General features: G+C 65.1%; 23 protein-coding genes. 11 read left to right on the top strand and 12 right to left on the bottom strand.

The features are described 5' to 3' along the window. Positions 1-79: 79 nt before the first annotated feature. Positions 80-1069 carry a substrate-binding domain-containing protein gene (locus AC1DT6_RS31435; RefSeq protein WP_441630316.1) on the bottom strand — a complete coding sequence of 330 codons (990 nt, stop codon included), beginning with the start codon at positions 1067-1069 and terminating at the stop codon, positions 80-82. Between the two features lie 54 nt (positions 1070-1123). Then, the gene (locus AC1DT6_RS31430) at positions 1124-2443 is read right to left on the bottom strand and encodes a Rieske 2Fe-2S domain-containing protein (RefSeq protein WP_441630314.1); all 1320 of its coding nucleotides are present in this window, start codon (positions 2441-2443) and stop codon (positions 1124-1126) included. 386 nt (positions 2444-2829) lie between these two features. On the opposite strand from AC1DT6_RS31430, the gene AC1DT6_RS31425 reads away from it, so the two are divergent. Next, on the top strand, positions 2830-2967 hold the full coding sequence (locus AC1DT6_RS31425; RefSeq protein ID WP_441630313.1) for a hypothetical protein: 138 nt from the start codon (positions 2830-2832) through the stop codon (positions 2965-2967). Positions 2968-2994: 27 nt separating this feature from the next. On the opposite strand, the gene AC1DT6_RS31420 is transcribed toward AC1DT6_RS31425, so the two are convergent. After that, a complete protein-coding gene (locus tag AC1DT6_RS31420) occupies positions 2995-3888 on the bottom strand; it encodes a hypothetical protein (protein WP_441630311.1) in 894 nt (297 codons plus the stop codon). A gap of 209 nt (positions 3889-4097) precedes the next feature. Here AC1DT6_RS31420 and AC1DT6_RS31415 point away from each other — a divergent pair, with 209 nt between their 5' ends. The 3 genes from AC1DT6_RS31415 to AC1DT6_RS31405 all read left to right on the top strand — a co-directional run bounded on the left by AC1DT6_RS31415 (position 4098) and on the right by AC1DT6_RS31405 (position 6773). Further along, complete coding sequence (locus AC1DT6_RS31415) at positions 4098-4487, top strand: hypothetical protein (protein WP_441630309.1); 390 nt, start codon at positions 4098-4100, stop codon at positions 4485-4487. A 217-nt stretch (positions 4488-4704) separates the two neighbouring features. Continuing rightward, on the top strand, positions 4705-5802 hold the full coding sequence (locus tag AC1DT6_RS31410; RefSeq protein WP_477103914.1) for an LLM class flavin-dependent oxidoreductase: 1098 nt from the start codon (positions 4705-4707) through the stop codon (positions 5800-5802). A 20-nt stretch (positions 5803-5822) separates the two neighbouring features. Beyond that, entirely contained in the window at positions 5823-6773 is a 951-nt protein-coding gene (locus tag AC1DT6_RS31405) for an ABC transporter substrate-binding protein (protein ID WP_441630305.1), read from the top strand. A 25-nt stretch (positions 6774-6798) separates the two neighbouring features. On the opposite strand, the gene AC1DT6_RS31400 is transcribed toward AC1DT6_RS31405, so the two are convergent. The 5 genes from AC1DT6_RS31400 to AC1DT6_RS31380 all read right to left on the bottom strand — a co-directional run bounded on the left by AC1DT6_RS31400 (position 6799) and on the right by AC1DT6_RS31380 (position 11420). After that, the gene (locus AC1DT6_RS31400; RefSeq protein WP_441630303.1) at positions 6799-7536 is read right to left on the bottom strand and encodes a GGDEF domain-containing protein; all 738 of its coding nucleotides are present in this window, start codon (positions 7534-7536) and stop codon (positions 6799-6801) included. Between the two features lie 7 nt (positions 7537-7543). Beyond that, positions 7544-7933 carry a DUF1987 domain-containing protein gene (locus AC1DT6_RS31395; RefSeq protein WP_035870302.1) on the bottom strand — a complete coding sequence of 130 codons (390 nt, stop codon included), beginning with the start codon at positions 7931-7933 and terminating at the stop codon, positions 7544-7546. Positions 7934-7963: 30 nt separating this feature from the next. Beyond that, complete coding sequence (locus tag AC1DT6_RS31390; protein WP_441630301.1) at positions 7964-8533, bottom strand: SiaB family protein kinase; 570 nt, start codon at positions 8531-8533, stop codon at positions 7964-7966. A 21-nt stretch (positions 8534-8554) separates the two neighbouring features. Continuing rightward, entirely contained in the window at positions 8555-9790 is a 1236-nt protein-coding gene (locus AC1DT6_RS31385; protein WP_441630299.1) for a SpoIIE family protein phosphatase, read from the bottom strand. Between the two features lie 112 nt (positions 9791-9902). Next, complete coding sequence (locus AC1DT6_RS31380; protein WP_441630297.1) at positions 9903-11420, bottom strand: DKNYY domain-containing protein; 1518 nt, start codon at positions 11418-11420, stop codon at positions 9903-9905. A 217-nt stretch (positions 11421-11637) separates the two neighbouring features. Between AC1DT6_RS31380 and AC1DT6_RS31375 the strand changes: the two genes are divergently transcribed. The 6 genes from AC1DT6_RS31375 (at position 11638) to AC1DT6_RS31350 (ending at position 15519) form a co-directional block, all read left to right on the top strand. After that, on the top strand, positions 11638-11991 hold the full coding sequence (locus AC1DT6_RS31375; RefSeq protein WP_045242417.1) for a YciI family protein: 354 nt from the start codon (positions 11638-11640) through the stop codon (positions 11989-11991). A 172-nt stretch (positions 11992-12163) separates the two neighbouring features. Beyond that, complete coding sequence (locus tag AC1DT6_RS31370; RefSeq protein WP_477103911.1) at positions 12164-12577, top strand: YciI family protein; 414 nt, start codon at positions 12164-12166, stop codon at positions 12575-12577. A gap of 53 nt (positions 12578-12630) precedes the next feature. Then, on the top strand, positions 12631-13167 hold the full coding sequence (locus AC1DT6_RS31365) for an SRPBCC family protein (RefSeq protein ID WP_441630292.1): 537 nt from the start codon (positions 12631-12633) through the stop codon (positions 13165-13167). A gap of 60 nt (positions 13168-13227) precedes the next feature. Further along, positions 13228-13644, top strand: coding sequence for a VOC family protein (locus AC1DT6_RS31360; RefSeq protein WP_441630290.1), 417 nt, complete (start codon positions 13228-13230; stop codon positions 13642-13644). 5 nt (positions 13645-13649) lie between these two features. After that, positions 13650-14936 (top strand): RNA polymerase sigma factor, encoded by a 1287-nt coding sequence (locus AC1DT6_RS31355; RefSeq protein WP_441630288.1) that lies wholly within the window; start codon positions 13650-13652, stop codon positions 14934-14936. A gap of 214 nt (positions 14937-15150) precedes the next feature. Further along, on the top strand, positions 15151-15519 hold the full coding sequence (locus AC1DT6_RS31350) for a calcium-binding protein (RefSeq protein ID WP_441630287.1): 369 nt from the start codon (positions 15151-15153) through the stop codon (positions 15517-15519). 561 nt (positions 15520-16080) lie between these two features. On the opposite strand, the gene AC1DT6_RS31345 is transcribed toward AC1DT6_RS31350, so the two are convergent. Genes AC1DT6_RS31345 through AC1DT6_RS31330 form a run of 4 tightly spaced genes read right to left on the bottom strand, consistent with a single transcriptional unit; the run spans position 16081 to position 20307 of the window. After that, positions 16081-17280, bottom strand: a complete 1200-nt coding sequence (locus tag AC1DT6_RS31345; protein ID WP_441630285.1) for an ABC transporter permease — start codon at positions 17278-17280, stop codon at positions 16081-16083. A 3-nt stretch (positions 17281-17283) separates the two neighbouring features. Next, positions 17284-18492, bottom strand: a complete 1209-nt coding sequence (locus tag AC1DT6_RS31340) for an ABC transporter permease (RefSeq protein ID WP_441630283.1) — start codon at positions 18490-18492, stop codon at positions 17284-17286. Then, positions 18479-19174, bottom strand: a complete 696-nt coding sequence (locus tag AC1DT6_RS31335) for an ABC transporter ATP-binding protein (protein WP_441630281.1) — start codon at positions 19172-19174, stop codon at positions 18479-18481. Before AC1DT6_RS31335 ends, AC1DT6_RS31340 begins: the two co-directional genes overlap by 14 nt. Continuing rightward, positions 19171-20307, bottom strand: coding sequence for an efflux RND transporter periplasmic adaptor subunit (locus tag AC1DT6_RS31330; protein ID WP_441630279.1), 1137 nt, complete (start codon positions 20305-20307; stop codon positions 19171-19173). Before AC1DT6_RS31330 ends, AC1DT6_RS31335 begins: the two co-directional genes overlap by 4 nt. A gap of 962 nt (positions 20308-21269) precedes the next feature. On the opposite strand from AC1DT6_RS31330, the gene AC1DT6_RS31325 reads away from it, so the two are divergent. Beyond that, a partial coding sequence (locus AC1DT6_RS31325) for a contractile injection system protein, VgrG/Pvc8 family (RefSeq protein ID WP_477115194.1) occupies positions 21270-21682 on the top strand: 413 nt, incomplete at its 3' end.

Raw genomic sequence — 21682 nt, 5'->3', positions numbered from 1 at the left:
CGTCGAACCGCATTGACAGGTCGATGGCGCGCAGCGATTCCCGGTCCACTCCCCCGATGCATCCGCGCGCGCGATCTTGTCAAATGCTGTATGACTCGTAGGTGGACGGGTGAAAGATGTCTTCCACCGGGACCGGGCGCTCGGACAGTCCTTGGCCATGGTGATGCCGTACGAAGGTTTCCAGGGTCCGGCGGTTCGCTTGAACACCGTAGGACCAGTAGTCTTCGCCGAGCGTCTCGCGCGCGCCCTTCAGCATCTCTTCGACAAAGGGCATGGTCACTTTTGTCGCCGACGTGTCGGACAGCTGTTCGAGTGCGTGGGCCTTGGACTGGTTGAACGCCTTGAACACCGCGCCGGGAAGCCAGGGATGGGCTTGCGCCAGGGTCTTCCGGACGCCAACCACGTGCATGATCGGAAAGACACCCGTGCGACGGAAATAGTCCTTGGCTTCCGCGGTGGGATCATCGAACAGCCAGGCAATGTTCTCGTTGCGCAATGCCGTGGCGCCAGGCGGCCGGGGCGCGATAAAGCCGTCGATCTCGCCGCGGTCGAGCATGTCCGAGATCGTGCGTCCTTCCGGCGCGGGCTCGACGCGAACGTCGGGCGGCAACTGGAGCTTGATCTTCTCCGGGCGGCCCGGCGTATCGATGCCGCCGCGCACCCACGTGACGTCGGACGGGTGGACCCCGTACTCGTCCTGGAGGATCGCTCGCGCCCATACGAGCGCGGTGAGCTGGTATTCGGGGATGCCGATGCGGCAGCCTTTCAGGTCTTCGGGCCGCTTGATGCGGTCCTTGCGGACATAGATAGACGTATGGCGGAAAGCACGGGAGAGAAAGACGGGGACGGCGATGTACGGGCAGTCGCCACGCGAGTGCTTGACCAGATAGCTCGAGAAGGAAAGCTCCGTGATATCGAAGTCCTGGCTGCGCATCGCGCGGAAGAACATCTCCTCGGGGGTGAGGGTCATGTAGACCGGATCGACGCCGTCGATCTGGATGCGGCCATCGAGCAGGGCGCGGGTGCGGTCATAGTCGCCCATGGCGACGGAAAGGCGTAGTTTTGTCATCGTGCGATGGCTCCGGGGGCTGGGTCTGATGAATGGAAAGGCGCCGGGAGCGTCCTACGCCGTGATCGAGTAAGAGGGCTCGAACTCCGGCCGGTCCTGGCCATCGGCCCATACGTAGGAGACAGCGAAGGTCCGCCAGTCGTCCGACTTCGGCACGACGGCCTGGAACGCGCAGACGTCGGCGGGAACCGCGTTGGTGCCGGTGCCGATCGCCTCGCCGCCTTCCTGAAAGGCCTTGACGGCATCCAGCATCTGCTTGCGGAACTCGACGATGGCGAGATCGCTGGCACCGAGCCGGTCATGGGTTCGGTCAGCAATCGGCCCCATGGTCAGCCACATTGCCACGTCCTGATTGGGAAAGCCTGAGATGCCGGTGAAGTTGCCAGCCTTCATGGCCTGGCGATCCTGCCAGAAGCGGTTCTCCATATTACGCAGCGGCCGGTAGGACGGGTCCAGGTCGACGCCCACGGTCTGGCGGAGGAACTTGCGCCAGGATTCGGTCTCGGGTGTCTGCGCAGGATGGCCCCAGGCGATAAAGTAGAACGCCGTGTTCGTGTCATCCATCGGGACGTTGACGTTGGCGACGTTGTAGAGATTGTTTGGAGGAATCAATGCCGTCGCGGGGGCAACGAACACGGTCGAGCGGACGTAGTCGTGGGTCTGCGCCTGCTGGATGGGCCGGCGAATGGCTGCATAGCGGAATCCGTAGCCGCCGCGCTGCACCTGCAAGCGCGGCGCCTTGTCGGTCGAGGGACGGAGCCAGAGGTTCGAGGTGGCCTTTGCGCTGCTCACCCGTGCCGGAACCATATCGGAGCTGTGCAGGCTGGAGCTGTGGGCCGAATCGATCGCTCCCTCGAGCACTTGTGCCCAGTTGCATGGCAGGAGCACCTTGGCAATGCTCACCCGGGTCTCTTCGCTCGGCGCCCATTGTGGCGGCGTGAATTCCGGTACCGAATCGGCCGGGCCCATATAGGCCCATACCATCCCGCCCCATTCCTTGTTGGGATACGCCTTGTGCTTGACCTTCTGAGCCATGCAGCTCGAGGGGGGCTCCGAAACCATCTCCAGTACGTTGCCCGCGACGTCCATCTTCCAGCCGTGGTAGAGGCAGCGCAATCCACCTTCTTCGTTGCGCCCGTAGACCAGAGAGGCGCGGCGGTGCGGGCAGTATTCGTCCATCACGCCGACCCGACCATCGCTGTCGCGGAATACCACCAGGTCTTCGCCGAATACGCGAGATTTCACGGGCGCACCGTCAGGTTCCGAAACCTCCTCGATCAGGCATACCGGAGTCCAGTGCCGGCGCATCAGTTGTCCCATCGGCGCGTCGCCTTCGACGCGGCACAGCAGTTCGTTGTCTTCTTTGGTGATCATTTCTGGGCACTCCTGGCGGACGTCTCCCGGGTAGGGTCGGTCGTGCACATCGGTTGTTTTGGTTAATAAAACTTAGTTGACTAAGCATAATGAGGTGGGGCGGCGATGGCAAGAAGGCAGAACGAAAACCAAGGGAATATACTTAGTGGCATAAGTATATTTTCAGGGGTGCGGGCTCGGCGGGCTTATGCGAAAGCCGGCATCGGCCGAGCGGATGGGGGGGCGAAGGATAGGGTAATGGGGAGCCGTCACGCGAGCGGGCGCGTCTGGCATGGCGCGGGAGGCACAAATATCGCGGGCGAGATGCCCGACATGCCCGTCCGGGTCGGGCACCGCTGGTACATCGGCCGCCTGGTTGGTTCGGCGGCTACTCCGCCAAGGACGGATTGTTCGCGCAACTGTGGGTGTGCAAGCCGGAGGAGGATGCGCAAGCGCAGGCCTACTCCGTCAAGGGCTTGCGCACCGCTGTCGCCGGCAGGATCAAGACCTCGATCGGCAAGGTGGAAGGCGACAACGGCATGTGATGGGTCCCTCGCCGCCCGGCAGCCGGATCATTCGCTGATCTCGACCTCCATGTTGGTGATGGTCGGGAAGTGCTTGTTCTGCTTCAGGTTGACGGTGAACGCCACCCCCTTGCGCTTGCCTGCCATGAAGCCGGTATTGCCATCCAGGTCGGACACGGCATCCTGCAGCGGCGGCGTCAGTTGCTTGTAGAAGGCCAGCACCTGCTCGATGCTGTCGGTGGTTTGCAGCCTGAGCACGCGCCTGGCCTTGGCGTTGCTCAAGGCATCCTGCGCGGTGCGATGGACGATTGCCCGCGGGTACAGCGGCACTTGCGGCGAGAATCCCTTGGTGAGCCTGATCGGCTTGGCCGTCGTGTTGCCGGCATCCAGCGTGATGGTCTCCACCTTGGCGATCTTCTCGCCGCCGTCGGTCTGCAGGTCTTCGGGCACGTCCTGGCTCCACGTCACCAGCGGTTGTGCCTTGGCGCGATCGAAGCCGGGCCGCAGGAAGACCGACAGCAGGCCGTGCTCGTCGTCCTGGCAGCCGTTCTTGCCGCACTCGCGGTGCACCAGCGCCGCGGCCAGCACGTCGCCGCGCCCGTCCACCAGCACGGCCGCGCGTTCGGCGCCGTCCGACAACTGGCGGCGCGACGACAACAGGCGCTGGCCGTCGGGGAGTTCCTGTTCGGCCCGGTTGGTGCGCGACTGCAGTCCGGACAGGATCTGCTCGGCCAGCAAGCCATCCTCCCAGTAGTAGGTACCGGACGCGTTGCCCGCAAACCGGGTCACGGCGAGATCCAGCGCGGGGGCATCCCTCGTTTCCCTGGGGCTGGTGTCCAGGACCAGGACGGCATCGGCGGCCAGGGCATAGGGCGCGGCGCCGAGGGTGGAGAGCAGCAAAGCCAGTGCGGCGCAGTGGGCGGGACGAAATCGAAGAGTCATGCGGTGAGCGGAAAAAGTAACGATGTCAGGCCGGGTAACAAGTAAAACGGACGCCGGAGCGCCCGTTTTGACGGAAGGCTGCGAAGCCTCATGTGATTAAAAGTATACTTGGTAATGCCGGGTAGTTGAAGCCGGCCACGGATGACGGTGGCGGCGACGACGACAGGTGGATCGAATAACCCTGCATTTGAATGGATGCATAGCGAGATATGAACAAGAAGATTTCAGTATTCCTGATGGCCGCCGGCACGATCGGGCTTTCCGCACCGGCTCACGCACAGGCGGACCCGGCTGTGCTCAAGGGTATGTATGAGATGTCCCGCAACGTCGCTGGCCTCACCAGCTACTGTGTCGGAAAGGGCTTCCTGAAAGCGGACAGCATCAAGAACGCCAGGAAGATGGTGGCTTTGATGGCGGGGCTTCCCGGCGTCGACACGAGCGGGGGCGATGCCAGCGAGGCTGCGGGTTTGCGCGGCAAGGTGAGGCTGTCCGACGGCAAGGAAGAAGGGATTGAAGGCAGCCCGCTCGGCGCCAGGCAGTGGTGCAAAGACTCGGCGCAAGGTGTGTCGGACGGCTTGAAGAGCGCTGCTGCCGGCTGATCGCGCGGCCGCGCAGAGACAGCCTTCGGCGGCTTCGATGCCAACCGCGCAGGCGCCGCCCGGTACCGCGCCCGGGCTCCCGCGCAAAACMGCATATCGACACGCGTTCTTATTCCTTAAGGATTGAACCGCCACGGGGTAAGTTCATGTTCCAGCCGCATGGCGCCTTTCATCCCGGCGCCGCGGCGTTACCGAGAACCAGGAACAGGAGCCTACGATGAGCGTGGAAATCATTGGCATGATCCAGAGCCAGAAGCAGTCGGAAATCCATCCGGCCAGCGGCCCGGCGGTGGATCGCGACTATGTGCGGGCGTTTGCGCAAGCGCATGAGAACGCCGGTTTCGACCGCGTGCTGGTGCCGCATCACTCCACCGGCCCTTCCGCCACACTCACCATCGCCTACGCGGCAGCCGTGACCGAGCGGGTGCATTTCATGCTGGCGCATCGTCCGGGCTTTACCGCTCCCACGCTGGCGGCCAGGCAGATTGCTTCGCTCGACCAGTTCAGCGGCGGCCGGCTGGGCGTGCATTTCATCTCCGGCGGCTCGGATTCGGAGCAGCGGCGCGACGGCGATTTCCTCGGCCACGACGAGCGCTATGCGCGTACCGATGAATACCTAGGCATCCTGCGGCGCGTCTGGACGGAGGACAAGCCGTTTGACCACGAAGGCACGTATTACCGCTTTACCCAGGGCTTCTCGGAAGTGAAGCCGGCCCAGAAGCCGCATGTGCCGATCTTCTTCGGCGGTGCTTCGGACGCGGCGATTGAAGTTGCCGGACGTCATGCCGATGTCTACGCACTGTGGGGCGAATCGCTCGACCAGGTCCGCGACATCACCACGCGGGTGCGCGCCGAAGCCGCCAGGCATGGGCGGCAGGTGCGCTTCTCGGTCTCGTTCCGGCCGATCCTGGCGGAAACCGAGACGGCGGCATGGGCCCGCGCCAATGCCATCCTCGAAGAAACGCGCCGCCTGCGCGCGGCGGCCGGCCTGGAGCAGGGCGGCCCGCAGCAAAGCGAAGGCGCGCGCCGCCTGCTGGCCGCCGCCGACAAGGGCCCGCGCGTGGACAAGCGCCTGTGGACGGAGATCGCCAGGCTGACCGGCGCGCGCTCCAACTCCACGGCACTGGTCGGCACGCCGGAGCAGGTAGCCGATGCACTGCTGGACTATTACGACCTTGGTGTGACCACGTTCCTGATCCGCGGCTTCGATCCGCTGGAGGATGCCGTGGACTATGGCCGCGAGTTGATTCCGCGCGTGCGCGAACTGGTGGCGCAGCGCGGTGCCGCCACCGGCGCCGGCCGCAAGGCGGCCTGAAGGGGATGACGAGCGGCACCATGACGACATCACGAAGACAATTCCTGCGCTACGGCGCGGCGGCTGCCGCGAGCGGCGCCTTGCCGTTTTCCGTTTCCGCCCAGGGGCGGCCCGTGCTCAAGGCCGGCGACCAGAAGGGCGGCTTGCGGGCGCTGCTGGAAAGCGCCGGCGAGCTGAAGGGCCTCGCCTACGACATCCAGTGGACGGAGTTTCCGGCCGCCGCGCCATTGGCCGAAGCGCTCAATGCGGGCGCCGTGGATTCCGGCCCGATCGGCGACGCGCCCGCCATTTTCGCGCTGGCCGCCGGCACGCCCATCAAGATCATCGGCGCCAACCGCTCGGACCCGTTCGGCACCGCCGTGCTGGTGCGCGCCGATTCGCCACTCAAGACGGCGGCGGACCTGCGCGGCAAGAGCATCGGCACCAATCGTGGCTCCATCGGCCATTTCGTCGCCCTGAAGGCGCTGGAATCGGCCGGGCTCAAGCCAGAGGATGCCAGCCTGCGCTTCCTGCCGCCTGCGGACGCCAAGCTTGCCCTGGTCAACGGCTCGGTCGATGCGTGGGCCACCTGGGAGCCCTACACCGCGCTGGCCGAGACCAGCGGCCACGCACGCGTGCTGGTCAGCGGACGCGGGCTGTGGTCGGGGCTGAGCTACCTGGCGGTGACGGACAGCGCGCTGGCTGCCAAGCGTGAAGTGCTGCGCGATTTCCTGCAGCGCGTGGTGCGCGCGCAAGTGTGGTCGTACCAGCATGTGGACAGCTTTTCCGCCGCGCTGGCGCGCATCGTCGGCATCCCGCCGGAGGCGGCGAGGCTGCAGTTCGAACGGCGCCATACGCAATGGCGCAATATCGATGCGCAGTTGATCGCCGAGCAGCAGCGCACGGCGGATTTCTACCTGAAGGCCGGGCTGCTCAAGCAGCGGCTGGATGTACGGACGACGTTCGACACCAGCTTCCCGCTGGCTGCCTGAGCGGGTATTCTCGCGCCGCTGGCGACTAGTGCAGCGGCAGCACGAGATCGGATTCACGCAGGCTGACCACCCGGTTGCGGCCGCTGCGCTTGGCCTGGTACAGCGCCTCGTCCGCGCGGGCATAGGCCTGTTCGAAGCTGGTGCCGGGCGGGTTCCAGCTCACGCCGAAACTGGCCGTCACCTGCAGGCTCCGGGGCAGCGCAAACGCGTGGTTGGCGATATGCAGCCGCATGCGTTCCGCGAGCTTGACCGCGGCGTCGAGCGTGCGCCCCGGCAGCAATGCGGCGAACTCCTCGCCGCCCACCCGGCCAATCAGCCCGCCGTCCGGCACGGTTTGCTCCAGGCAGTCGACGACACCGCGAATCACGGCGTCGCCCACCGGATGGCCAAGCGTGTCGTTGACCCGCTTGAAGTGGTCGATGTCGAGCACGATCAGCGACAGGCTGCCGCCGGCAAGCAACGTCCCGGCCCGCTCGATGATGGCGCCGCGGTTCAGCGCGCCAGTGAGCGTATCCCGCGTCGCGCGGAACTCCAGTTCGCGCGCCAGGTCCTGCAGCCGGTGGTTGAGCCGGTTCATTTCCAGCTCTTCGCGGTCGCTGCGCCGTATCAGGCGCCGTGTCTCGCGCATCAGCCGTTCGTAATGGCCAATCAGGTCGCCGAGCGTGTCGCGGTACGCCTGGGCGCCGGCATCGGGATTGGCGAATACCGCCCTGGCACCGGCCAGGACGCTGTTTTCCGACTCGAAAAGATCTGGCTCGGTCATGCGCGRCTCAGCTTGTCGTCGTGGCGTGGTCGAAGAATGCGATGGCCGGAAAATCGGCGTGCAGGTCCTGGCCGAATTCCAGGATGGTGTCATCGTCCACGTCGTGATACCAGTGCAACGTCACCCGGTTGCCCTTGTCGGCCGCATCGTTCATGGCATCGAACATGCTGAACAGCACCTTGGTGCTGGAGCTGTTGAAGTACGTCAGCGCAACGTGGACGGTGACCTCCGTATCCTCGCACGCAGCCAGGTACTTGCGCAGGCGCAGAATCACGTCGCCGTAGAACACGGCGGCATTCTCAGGATAGGACTCGCCCCTGAGCGAGAGGGTGTGCTGCTTGAAATCGAAGCTCACCTCGGGCGAGGTCGGCGTGGCGGCTATGAACAGGTTTTCCATCAGATTCCCTTTCGATCCCGTTCAGATTGTTCAGATGGTTGCGGTGAGGAAGAACATGGTCGAGACCGGGTCCGTATCGATAGGCTGGAAGCTGTACTCCAGCGGCGCGCTGGCGTCGCGGGCCACCGTCAGGAAACCGAGGCCTGCGCCCTTGCTGCCTTCCGGCGCCTCCGCGCGCATGGTTTCCTTGTACGCCTGCTTGATCTGGTCCAGCGTCATGCTGCGCAACGGCTCCAGCGCGGCGCGCAGTTGTCCCACCCTGGCGACCGCCACCGGGTTGGAGCACATCAGCCGGTAGCGGTCGTCGACCATGCAAATGCAGACCGAGCCGTGCCGCAGCTGGTTGCTGTCCTGCGTGGGCGGGGTCAGCGCATCGGACGAGTAATGGACGATGTTCTGCGCCATCTCCACGAACGAGGAGAAGAGCTTGCGCCGGGTCGATCCGTCCACGCCGCTTACCGTCAGTTGCAGCCGCACCGCATCCGACATCGCCGCGATGATGTTCTGGGAGAAATAGCCGACGTAGTAGAAGATCACGTTGCGTTCCCTGGCCATTTCAAAGAATGGGCCATATTCGTTGTCAATCGAATTACCGTTCATATCTGGACTATCGAACGCGAACTATTGAACGCGAAAACAGAAGAAAGTGAGATCGTCGCGGCGGCGATGATGGCCTTGCCATGCGCGATACTGATCCAGCACCGCCTGGTTGATCTGAGCCGCCGAGGCATGCCGGCTTGCCCGGATCGCTTCGCGGATACGGCGCTTGCCAAAGGCAATCTCCTTGGGGCCGCCGATCTGGTCGATCAGCCCGTCGGTGGTCACGAACACCACGCCGCCAGGCTGGGTCTGGATCACGCGGTTCCGCCACGCAAAGTCCAGGTCTGTGTCGACATAGCCGACGCCCATGCGCTCGCCGTCCAGGATCTCGCCTTCTTCGTCGCCGGGCTGCAGCACGAACAAGGCGCTCTTGGCACCGGCGAACGCGAGCCGCCGGCTAGCGTTGTCGAACCAGAAGAACGCCGCATCCATGCCGTCATTGGACCCGGGCGTGTCGTCGTCGCCATCGATCTGGCCCAGCATCTGCTTGATGCCACGGTTCACCGCCGCCAGCAGCGCACCGGGGTCGCGCGGGCCGCGCTGCTCGATGGCCTGGATCAGGATGGACGAGGAAATCAGGGTCAGGAACGCGCCCGGCACGCCGTGGCCGGTGCAATCGGCCAGCGCGGCGAACCAGCCGTCTTCAAAGGCGGCAAAGTGATAGAAATCCCCGCCGACCACATCGCGTGGCTCCCACACCAGGCTGGCGTCGCCAAGCGTTTTGGCAAGCGCCTCGCGCGAGGGGCGCAGCATCGAACGCTGGATGGTGCTGGCGTAGTCGATGCTGTGCATGATCTGGCGGTTCTTCTCGGCCTGCATGTCCGCGACCACGCGCATCAGCTGCAAGCCATGCCCGATGCCAAGGAAGCGGCCGTCCCGCGCGATGATGAAGCCGTCGGCAAGCGCCTTCTCGCCATACTCCACCGCCTTGAAGGTCAGGGCCTCGATGCTCATCGCGGCATCGACCACCAGCGGCTCCTTGTCCATGAAGGCGATGCAGCTCTTGCGGTTATACAGCTCCCGGTGATAAGGCTTGCTCATCTGCGACATGAAGATCGCGCGATTGATCAGGCCGATCGGCGTGCCGTTCTCGGTCACCGGCAGGCTGGCAAGGTCCCGGTGCTTGCCGAACACATCCAGCACTTCCTGGTTGTTCTGCTCCGTGGTCACCGATGGCGTGGTGACGCAGAGATCCTCGGCACAGGGCTGCCGAAAGCGGGAACGAGCCAAGTGTGAGTCAACCGGAACGTCAGGCATCGCCAGGGCATTCGGACTATTGGGAAGCCGCCGATTGTATGGCGCGCGCATGACGGTTGCGTGACATGTGGCGCGCGGCCCATCCTGCTGGATGTAGTGTCGCTAGCCACCGTTAGTCGGTTGCCGGCGCGCTCGCTTCCTTTAGTGCCGCCGCGTCATACTCACGCGCCGAGTCGGCGGCGCGGCCCTTTCCCAGCACGCGGAAGGTGGCCGGATCGGCGCCGTCGATCGCCACCAGGTTCACATAGCCGACGATGTAGGCGTGCTTACGGTCGCGCGCGAAGTCGGCGTCGAGGAATTCGAGGGTGGGCAGGTGCACGCGCCTGGCCGATACCGGGCGGCGCCCGAAGAAGAGCTGCTCGCCGGCCAGCAGGAAGCCGGGGTGGGGCACCTGCAGCGTATCGTGCGGCGCGTCGACCTTGAGCGGCTTGTCGTCGCAGAACAACTGTGCGTCGTCCCACGCGTAGCAGCCTGCGATGCGCAAGGTATCGGGGTTCACGCCTTTTTTGGCCTTGCCGCGATGGAAGGCGCGGCTGGCATCCCGGGCCCACGAGTGCTGCAGCACGGTAAAGCCGGCGGGATCGACCTTGCGCAGGGCTTGCGGCGTTTCATAGTGGTTCGGTGCGTAGAACACGCTGGCGCCGTCGCTGAGATAGCCGTCCCCCAGCGCTTGCAAGCTGGATATCGGTCGCGAGGAAAGCGGGGTCAGTTCGCATGAGCCTTCGCTGTACCGGTGCAGCCAGTGGATACCGTGCGCGTCGCCACAGAACACGCCGGTAAGGCCGTGGCCGACGGGCAGTTCCCGCGCGGCAAAGGTGTCCGGATCGAGCCCGGTGAGGCGATGGCCGTCGTATCGCACATCGCGCGTTGGCGTGGCTTCTGCGGCTGGCGCCTGCAGGCGGTGCCACCAGTAATCCTGCAGCGTGGGGAGAGCGGTGAAGAAGTCCCGCCAGCGCTCCACCTCGTCCTGGTCGAGCGCGGTCCTGCGCTTGCCTTCGTCGATCGGGCCGGTCTTGTCGGTCATGCGCAGCGGCCCGTCGCCATTGGGCGCCACCACCAGGCTGGCGCGGTCGGCATCGATGCGCTGGCCGAAGTAGTAGACATGCCCGGCATCCGCAATGTAGTTGCCCGGGAGGCCCACTACGGTGGCGCCGTCGGCGCCGATCACGCGCTTGCCGTTGAAGTAGGCCGACTCTGCGTCCACCGCGTAATAAGCATGCGTGCAGGCCACCGGCTGCAGCGGGCCGCTCTCTGGCCAGTGCCAGCCCTGGTAGGTGAGCGGCCGGAAGGCCTGCGGGCTGCGGGTGCGGATGGTCTTGCCGGTAATGATGTATGCCTGGCGCGCATCGCGGGCGTAGCGCTCGTTCAGGACTTCGAAGGTGGCTAGATCGGCGTCTTCGATCCGGTAGAAGTAGTACCAGGCCGTGCCGCTGCCTTGCTGGGCCTGCACGATGACGTGCTCGCCGTCGGTGAACCAGCGTCCGTCGATGCAGCGAAATGCCTGCGGGCGGGCGATGGGCAGCGGGTTGCCGTCCTTCCCCCAGAGCGGCCGGTCGTTGTATGACCAGATCACGGTATCGCCTTCGATGAAGTACGAAGGATGGTTGGTTGGCTGGCGCGATGCAGTCATGAAAGGCCGTCCTGAATGCCGAGTGGAGCAAGGTCGACATGGTAAGTGGTAATCCCGCACAGGCCAATGTTCTCCGCTTTTCATTATTGCAATTAACGGCCAGAAATTTTCCCCGCCCATATGTAACGCGCCGGCCGCTTGCGGCCGGCGGCAGAGGCGTGCAGGATGTGGGGCGGTAAGCAAAACCCATCAATGAATTGGACGAACTGGAGACCTTATGCCGTACATGCTGCTCATCGTCGAGCCGATTGGCCAGCGCGCCGGGCGCACCCCGGAACAGGGGCGCGAAGCCTACGCCAGCATGCAGCGCTTTGCCGAAGGCCTGAATGCGCGCGGGGCGCTGCTGGGCGTCAACTCCCTCACCTCGGAAACCAACGGTGTGCGCGTGCAGGTGAGGGAGGGGCGGCGCGACCTGCTTGACGGCCCGTTCGCCGAGGCCAAGGAAATGATCGGCGGCTACTTCCTGATCGACTGCGCCACGCAGGACGAAGCCATCGCCATCGCCGCCGAATGCCCCGCCGCGGCGTGGTGCACCGTGGAAGTCCGCGAGGTTGGCCCTTGCTTCATGTAAGGCCGCAGGGGGACCGCGGCGTGGCGCAGATTAGGTAGTTACCCTGCGTCGGGGATTTTTTTCGCATTGCGTGTCGATCAGGGCGCGCGTGGTTCGTCGTACCGGTAAGAGCCACCGAAACGGCAAGGCTTGCTACCGACAACGGATTACCCCGAGTACAAGGAGAACTGCAATGCGATTCATGATCCTGGTGAGAGCCACGCAAGGCAGCGAAGCCGGCACGATGCCGGAAGAAGGCCTCTTCGCCGCGATGGCGGCCTATCACGAGCAACTGGCCAAGGCGGGCGTGTTGCTGGACGCCGCCGGCCTCAAGCCCACCTCCGCCGGCTGGCGCATCCGCTATGCCGGCGGACAGCGCACGGTCATCGACGGACCGTTCGCCGAGACCAAGGAAGTGGTGGCGGGCTACACGCTGATCCAGGTGCGCAGCCGCGATGAAGCCATGGAATGGGCGCGGCGCTTTCCCTCGCCGCACGGCGAACTGGCCGACGGCGAGATCGAGGTACGGCAGCTGTTCGAGCTGGAAGACTTCGGTCCCAGCCCGTCGGTGCAGCGCTTGCGCGACATTGGCGCGGGCCAGCATTGAACCCGGCGCCAGACCCGAAACCCTCCCAGCCAGCCAATCCTCGGACACCCATCATGCTCAAGACCATCCTGCTAGTCGCCTTTTCGGCCGTCGCCCTGTTGCTGATCTTCACCGCCACGCGCCCCGATACCTTCCGCGTGGAACGCAGCGCCAGCGTCAAGGCGCCGCCCGAACGCGTGTTCGCGCTGATCAACGACCTGCACAGCTTCAACCAGTGGAATCCGTATGAAAAGAAGGACCCGGCGCTCAAGGGCACCTACGGCGGCACGCGCAGCGGGCAGGGCGCCGCCTATGCCTGGGAGAGCGACAAGGTGGGCGTGGGACGGATGGAGATCGTCGACACGGTGCCGGCCTCCAGGGTCACGATGAAGCTGGATTTCTTCAAGCCGTTCGAAGCCCACAACACCGCCGAATTCACGCTCAGGCCGGAGGCCGGTGCCACGCGCGTCACGTGGTCGATGCAAGGCGCCGTGCCGTTCTTCGCCAAGCTGGTGCACCTGGTCTTCAACATGGACAAGATGGTGGGCAAGGACTTCGAGGAAGGCCTGGTCAACCTGAAGACGCTGGCCGAGGCGCCGGCGGCCCGGTAAGCCCCGGCCATCTCCAGGCATGCACGCCAACACGCGATTCCGGATTCCAAGGACAACATCATGCATAAGCAAATCTACCTGAACCTTGCCGTGGCCGACCTGCAGCGCTCGCAGGATTTCTTCAAGGGCCTGGGATTTACCTTCAACCCGCAATTCACCGACGACAATGCCGCCTGCATGGTCATCGGCGAGAACATCTACGCAATGCTGCTCAAGCATGAATTCTTCAAGTCCTTCACCACCCGCAAGCTGTGCGATACCTCCGACAGCACGGAAGTGCTGATCTGCCTCTCCTGCGAAAGCCGTGCCGAGGTGGACGCCTTGGTCGCCAAAGCCGTGGCCGCCGGCGCAACGGCGCCGCGCGCACCGCAGGACCACGGCTTCATGTATGGGCACGGGTTCGATGATCTCGACGGGCATATCTGGGAATTGGTGTATATGGAGCCCTCGGCGCCCGGCGCGACCAGCGCGGCCTGAAGCGCATGGTGACGACGACACCGACGCAGCGGGCGATTGAAGCCGTCTGGCGCATCGAATCCGCCAAGGTCATCGCCCACGTTGCGCGCGTGGTGCGCGACGTGGGGCTAGCCGAAGAACTGGCGCAGGACGCGCTCGTTGCCGCGCTGGAGCACTGGGGCGAGACCGGCGTGCCGGACAATCCCGCTGCCTGGCTCATGACCGCGGCGAAGAATCGCGCGCTCGACCATTTGCGCCAGCAGGCACTGCACGCCCGCAAGCACGAGCAGATCGGCCACGATCTCGAAGCGATGGAGGCTCACGTGGTACCGGATTTTGTCGATGCGCTGGACGCCGCGCGTGCGGACGATATCGGCGACGACCTGCTGCGGCTGGTCTTCACCGCCTGCCATCCGGTGCTCTCCACGGATGCGCGGGTCGCCATGACGCTGCGCTTGCTGGGCGGGCTGACCACCGAGGGAATCGCACGTGCCTTTCTCACGCCGGAGGCCACCATCGCCCAACGCATCGTGCGCGCCAAGCGCACCCTCGGCGCGGCCCGCGTGCCCTTCGAAGTGCCCGGCCCGCAGGCACGGGCACCGCGCCTGGCTTCGGTGCTGGAGGTGATCTACCTGATTTTCAACGAAGGTTATTCCGCCACGGCTGGCGACGACTGGATGCGCCCCGCGCTGTGCGAGGAAGCGCTGCGCCTGGGCCGCACGCTGGCTGGCCTGGTGCCGGAGGAAAGCGAGGTGCACGGACTGGTGGCGCTGATGGAGATCCAGGCCTCGCGCACGCATGCGCGGGTGGATGCGCAGGGCCGCCCGGTGCTGTTGCCCGACCAGGATCGCAGCCGCTGGGACCACTTGCTGATCCGGCGCGGGCTGGGCGCGCTGGCGCGGGCGGAGGAACTCGGCGGCGCGCTCGGGCCCTATGCCTTGCAGGCGGCGCTGGCGGCCTGCCACGCCCGCGCGCCCAGCGCGGAGGAGACCGACTGGGCGCAGATCGCCGCGCTCTATGATGCGCTGTCCCAGGTAGCGCCGTCCCCGGTGGTGGCGCTGAACCGCGCGGTGGCCGTCGGCATGGCCTTCGGCCCCGAAGCCGGCCTGGAACTGGTCGATGCGCTCGTTGCCGCACCGGCGCTGGCGAAGTACCACCTGCTGCCCAGCGTGCGCGGGGACTTGCTGTTCAAGCTGGGCCGTCTGGATGAGGCCCGTGCCGAATTCGAGCGCGCGGCGGGCATGACGCGCAACGCCCGCGAGCGCGAGTTCCTGCTCGGGCGGGCGCGCGATGCGGGGGCCACCCGGTCGTGACTCGCCAGCGCGCATTGCTGCGCGTCACCACCGCTCCCGGTAAAACTCTAATATCGGATACCGAAATATCTAAATTCCCCAATATCGGAAAGCCGACGATGATCCTAGCCGGGGCCCGGGGGATCGATTGCTGCCGGGCCCTGCAAAAGCCATCCGGCCGCCGACGACGGCAGGACCGGCAGGCCTCACCATCGAAGTGTTCCAGGAGACTCCAATGATTCCACGGCTACTGTTGACCGCCAGCCTGGCGCTGGTTGCATTCTTCGCCTCTGGCGCCGTCGGCGCGCAACAACCGGCGCCACAGCCTGCACCTCAGGCCGCACCGCAAGCCGCGCCTCAGGCGCCCATGAATGCAAAGGAAGCGAAAGCGAAATTCGCGGAAAAGTTCGCTGCCGCCGATACCAACCACGACGGCAAGCTGACCCGCGAGGAGGCGGAAGCCGGCATGCCGGAGGTCTACAAGAACTTCGACAAGATCGATACGAAGAAGAAGGGCGAGGTTACGCAGAGGCAGATTGGCTCGTACTTTGCGGCCAAGGCCAAGCAGAAGGCCGCGGCGCAGAACCCGGGAAGCCTGAACTGACCTGGCGGTGCCGGCGGGGAATTCGCGAGCGAAACGCTTCGGGATTCCGCCGGCAGCGGACGGTGCGGCGGTATCGGAAATGCAGGTCCCCGACGACAGAGATCCCCGGAAACTGGCTGGATTGCAACCAGTGCCGGGGAGCTTTAAATATTCTTTAATTCTATTTAATACCTTTTATACCTGAACACGACGGAGGATTTCCGTTGTCGTTTCAGTCAGGTCAGGAGATTGAAGGCGAACCCTAGCGCAATTGCGCCGCCGAGCGCCTCCACTGCTGCCAGCGCGAGAAGGTTCTTCAAAATGAAGGCATCGTCCTGCTTGGTCACCATGGTGTTGTCTCCTGAAGTAGGAATCAACGGCTGGAAGGAAATGGCTGCCACGGCAGTACCGATCCACGCTCCAGCCATGTCTTGATTCGCTTCCAGTAGACCGCAACCCGAAGCCGGCGAAAAGCTGGCATAAACCCCTATTCAGGCAGCCGGTGGCCCGCTGGCCTGGGGCGCCTCACCACAATGCGGAGCGTGCACCGGGGGGGGGCTGAGAAATCTGCAGTTCGGGTTTCTATTCCGACCGCAAGGCCTCCTGCGGAGCAAGCCGTGCCGCCCTGCGTGCCGGCAGCACTCCGGCAGCCAGACCAATCACCACCGCCAGCAACTCGGCCAGCACAGCGTAGGACCACGGTGTGTGGACCGGCAGCGCCGGCAACGCCGCCGTAAGCACCTGCGCGATACCCCATCCCAGCAGCAGTCCTGCCATGCCGCCGATGGCAGCGAGCACCGCGGCTTCACCAAGAAAGAGGAGCATGACCTGTGCCTCGGTCGCACCGATGGCGCGCAGGAGCCCGATCTCCGATGTGCGTTCGGCCACAGCGATGGTGAGAATCGTGAGGATCCCCACGCCGCCCACGATCAGCGAGATGGCGCCGATCGCTGCCACCGCGAAGGTAATGGCATCGAGTACGGTGCCGAACACCTCCAGCATCTTCTGCTGGGGCGTGACGGTGAAGTCCTCGGCACCATGGCGCGCGCTCAACAGGCGTTTGATGCCGTCCTCCACGTCGGGGAGCGGGGCGGTGGGATCGTAGGTGACTTCGATCTCGACCAGGCTTTCCCGGTTGAACAGGTCCAGGGCACGACCGGCCGGTATATAGACCGTATCGTCCAGGTCGAAGCCCAGCATCTGCCCCTTCGCTTCCATCACGCCCACCACGCGATAGCGTTCACCGCCTACGCGGATGCGCGCTCCCAGCGGGTTGTCGCCGCCGAACAGTTCGCGCGCCACTCTCGCGCCGAGTACCGCCAGCGTGCGCGCTGCGCGCGGATCGTCATCCGGCAGGAACTGGCCGGAGGCCACGCGCATGCTCAGCGCCTCGGTGAATCTGGGCCCGACACCATACAACGTCACCCGCCTGCTCTTGCCGAGGTAGTCGACTTCGGCATTGCCCTGCACCAGTGGGTTGGTCACACGCACGTGGGGGGCGTGGCGCAGGGCGATGGCGTCCTCGATCGTGAGTGGGCGCACGGTGTTGATCGACCCGAGCGAAGCACCGTGGGTCTGGGTGCGGCCTGGCGTCACGCCGATCAGATTGGTGCCGAACTGGGTGAACTCTTCGATCACGAAGCGATGCAGCCCTTCGCCGATCGAGGTCAGCAGGATGACCGCGGCAATGCCGACGGCAATGCCCAGCGCGGTGAGCAAGGTGCGTAGCCGGTGAGCAGCCAGGGAGGCGAGGGTGAACTGGATGAGGTCCGCGTAGCGCATGGGTCATCGTCCAGACAGAGCCTGCACCGGATCCAGCTTTGCCGCGCGTTGGGCCGGTACCACGGTGAAGGCGATGGCGGTCACGACGGCGATGGCCGGCGCCCCCAGCAAGGCCCACCAGGGCGGGGTGAAGGGAATCGCCGGATAGAGCCGTACTGCAAGCCTGCACGCGGCTTCGCCCACAGCCAGGCCCGCGGCCACGCCACCGAGTGCCAGCAGTACCGCCTCGGTGAAGAAGAGCAGCCGGATGTGGCCGGCGGTGGCGCCGAGCGCCTTGAGCAGTCCGATCTCGCGCTGCCGCTGGGTCACCGCAATCAGCATCACGTTCATGATGAGAATGCCGGCCACGGCGAGACTGATGGCTGCGATGCCGCCCACCGCCAGCGTGAGCGCGCGCAGGATGCGGTCGAACGTGGCGAGCACCGCGTCCTGGGTGATGACGGTCACGTCGCGCTTGCCTTCGTGACGCTGGCGAATGATCTCCTCGGCGTCGGCCCTGGCGCCCTGGATCTGCTCGCGGGCCTTCGCCTCGATCAGGATGCGGAACAGCGAGTCGGTATTGAACAGGGCCTGGGCCGCCGACAGGGGAACGATGACCAGTTCGTCCGTGTTGAAGCCCAGCGATTCGCCCTGGCCGGCCAGCAGCCCGATCACGCGAAAGCGCCGGTCCCCGATGCGCAGCCATTCACCCAGCGCCTGGCGCGTGCCGAACAGCTCCATCGCCACCCTGGTGCCGATCACGCACACGGGCTGGCCGTGGTGCGGATCGCCCTCGGGCAGGAAGCTGCCCTGGGCTAGTGCCATATGGCGCACCGCCAGCAATTCGGCGGTGGACCCAAGCACTGGCGCTTCGCGCCGTAGCGCGCCGACATGCAGATCCGCGTTCCCGACAATGAGCGGCGCGACGCGCAGTACGGCGGGACTGCGCCTGAGTGCGAGCGCATCGTCCAGCGTCAGGTCGCGCGTGGTTGCGCCCAGCACGATCCCCGGCGCCGCGCCGGCCGTTTCGCTGCGCCCGGGCAGCACGATGACGAGGTTGGTGCCAAGCGAGCCGAACTGGTTCACCACATACAGCCTTGCTCCCTCGCCGAGCGCGCTCACCGTCACCACGGCGGCGACACCGATTCCCATGGCGAGCAGGATCAGCAGGCTGCGTGAGCGGTAGCCGCGCAGCACCTGCCAGGTGAAACCGAGAACGTCAGCGAGCCGCATGGCTATCCTGCCGCGGCTCGTCACCGGCGATGCCGCCGTCCACCATGCGCAGCCTGCGCCGGGAACGGGCGCCGATCTCCGGGTCGTGCGTGACCACGATCAGCGTCGCACCCTGTGCATGCAGGCCCTCCAGCACGGCCATGACTTCCTGGCCGGTATGCCGGTCCAGATTGCCGGTGGGCTCGTCGGCGAGAATCATCCCCGGGCGCATGGCCATGGCACGGGCGATGGCAACCCGCTGGCACTGCCCGCCCGAGAGTTCGTCAGGCCGGTGCCTGGCGCGGTCTTGCAGGCCGTACTCGCCGAGCAGCGCGTCAACGCGGCGGCGGCGTTCGGCCGGGTCCATCCCTGCGAGCACCATCGGCAGCTCGATGTTTGCGGCGGCAGTGAGGCGCGGCACCAGGTGAAAGAACTGGAATACAAAGCCGATCTTCTCACGCCGCAGGCGCGCCAGTTCGTCGTCCGGCAGCGCGGTCACGTCGTGGCCATCCAACTGGTAAGTACCTGTATCGGCTCGATCCAGCAGGCCCAGGATATTTAGCAAGGTTGACTTGCCGGAGCCCGATGGGCCCATGATGGAGAGGTACTCTCCCTGAGCAACCGCAAGGTCGACTCCATGGAGCGCATGCACGGCCTCGCCGCCCAGCACGAAAGTCCGCCCGATGCCGTCGAGCCGGATCATTTTGCTCGCGTCTCCACGGTAGTCTGTTTTTCCTCGACAGCGGCGATGCCGGCCTGGAGCCCAATCCGTTCCGGTGACGTGACGACGCGCTCGCCGCGCTTGAGCCCCGCCGTCACCTCGGTGAACTCCGCGTTGGAAATCCCGGTGTCGAGCTTGCGCGCCTCCAGCCTGCCGGCGGCATTCAACACCAGCACGCGGTTGCCGGATGTCAGTGCAGCGGTAGGGATGCGCAGCGCCTGGTCGCGGGCATCGGTCACGATTTCCACATCGGCGCTATAGCCCACCAGGAGATGGCGGACGATGTCGGGACTGTCGAACTGGACCTCGACCTCAACGGTGCGGGCCTGCTTCTCCAGTGCCAGGACATAGGGGGCGATGCGGCGCAATTTGCCTTCGAAATGCCTGCCCCGATAGGCGTCCAGGGTGACGCGCGCCGGCATGCCTACCTGCAGGCGTGCCGCGTCGATCTCGTCGATCGGTGCGGATACATAGAGGCACGAGTCGTCGATCAGGTCCACGGCGGGCAGCGTCGGGATGCCGGGCGGCGAGGGCGTCAGGTATTCGCCGATCTCACCGTTGACTTCGGCCACCACGCCGTCGAAAGGCGCCTTCAGCACCGTGCGCGCAGTATCCGCGCGCGAGGCGGCGATACGCGCCCCGGCCTCCTTCACCTGCGCCTTCGCGGACTCGCACGCGGCGCGCCTGGAGTCGGCGTCGGCATCGGTCCGCTCCACCGCCTGGGGCGAGACGAAGCCTTTCCCCACCAGTTCCCGCGAGCGCCGGGCGTCGCTTGCCGCCGCCTTGGCCAGTTCGCACACTTCGCGCACGTGCGCGGTGGCTGTCAGCAACTGGTTTTGCGAGAGCTGTTCGCGCGCGACCAGGTCTTCGTTCCAGAGGATGAGCAGTATCTGGCCAGCCTTCACCCGATCACCCTTGTGGATATTCAACACCTCGATGCGTCCGGCCGCCGGCGGCGCCAGTTTCGCCCGCCGGCAGGCTGACACCGAGCCTGCCCGGGTGTTGGCGACAGTGGCCTCGACTCGTCCCTGCTCGACCCTGACCGTCGTTACCGCTACCGGCTTGGTACGGTTTGCGTACCAGCCTGTGCCGGCGATGCCTGCGAGTATCGCCACGACAATCGCGATGCGCCTGACGAGGCGGCTGCGTATCAGCGTTCCTGGCGGAGACAGGGGCGTGTCTGGCATAGGGTAGGGGATGCGAAGACGTCGGGTGCGAATGTTGCGCTGCATCAGCCTCACCGTCCGCGGTCTCTGTATCGTAGCCCATCCCAGCAACGCCCATGCAGCGCATCTCCGGGCCCATGTGATGCACGAGCGGGGCGAGGCGGCGTTGCACAGTGTCGTTACCGGCGCAGCCTCATTCCCGTGGCGCGCCGAGCTGGCGGGAGCGCTTCGAAATACGGTGCCATGGCGCAAAGTGCATGAACGTGCACCGCGTGTTTTCCCGAAGGCCGGACTGGGCGATGCCTGCCGTGCAGGCGCTGTCCGCGCCCCGGCTCGCGCTAACTGAGGAATGCGTAGTTTGGTCAGGCGCATATCCGAAAATTCCCATCGAAGAATGGGAAATTTCCGAATGTTCATTGTGGCAATTACCGGTAGCATGCCTGCCGCACCAGAGCGTATCGAGAAATTTCACGGAATTTTGCATTCCGATTTTCGAATAACAATTGGTATTTCGTCATCGCTTCACGGGTTGCCGCCGTACTGCCGTAGCTGTGCGCACGCCGCCAGAAAGGCGTCTCACGAAGGCCATGCCATGCCGAGAAAGCCGGCCTGCGGCCCCGCCTTCCATCTTTGGCATTGCGACTGCACCGTAATCCATAAAAGGAATTTTTTTAAATTTCCTCAAAGAATAGGACACGTCCGATTGATCCTCTCCGCACTCACCCAGTAGCATGTTTGCCGAATCGGGCCGGAGCGCCAAGCTCACGGTGTTTTGCAGCCCGGACTTCGAATAGACGTGGTTGCGTGGTGCGCCGCGGTGCAAAGCACCTAGTCACTTTTCGTTCCTGGCGTGCGCAACCAATCCGCCAGGAATCTTGCCGCGAAGCGGCAGGCGTGACAACGGAGAAGACATGGGCGTTATCGACAAATTCGAGGCATACGGCGCAAGGATGCCCGGGCGCCAGGCTTACCATCTGGACATTCCGCGCGCGGCCAGCGCGGCGGAACTGTCGGTGGTGTCGTTCGAGGCAGTGGAGCGATTGGGAGATCTCTATACCGTCACGATCCGGCTAACCCACCCGCTGGAACTCGACCGGGCTGAATACCTCAATTGTGATGCGACCTTCGTCATTGACCCCGGCGACGGCAGCGAACCGCGCCGGTTCGCGGGGTGGATATCGGCGTTCTCACGCACGAAGCGCACGCGCGATTTCTTCGCCTACGAAATCGTGCTCCGGCCACTGGCCGCGCGGCTCGAACTCGTCCGGACCACGCGCATCTACCAGAACAAGACGGCCCCCCAGATCATCGAGGCTATCCTGCG

The organism is Cupriavidus sp. 01L45 (assembly GCF_056399885.1).
Note: the sequence above shows the minus strand (reverse complement) of the source record. Positions and strands in the feature narration are given on the sequence as shown.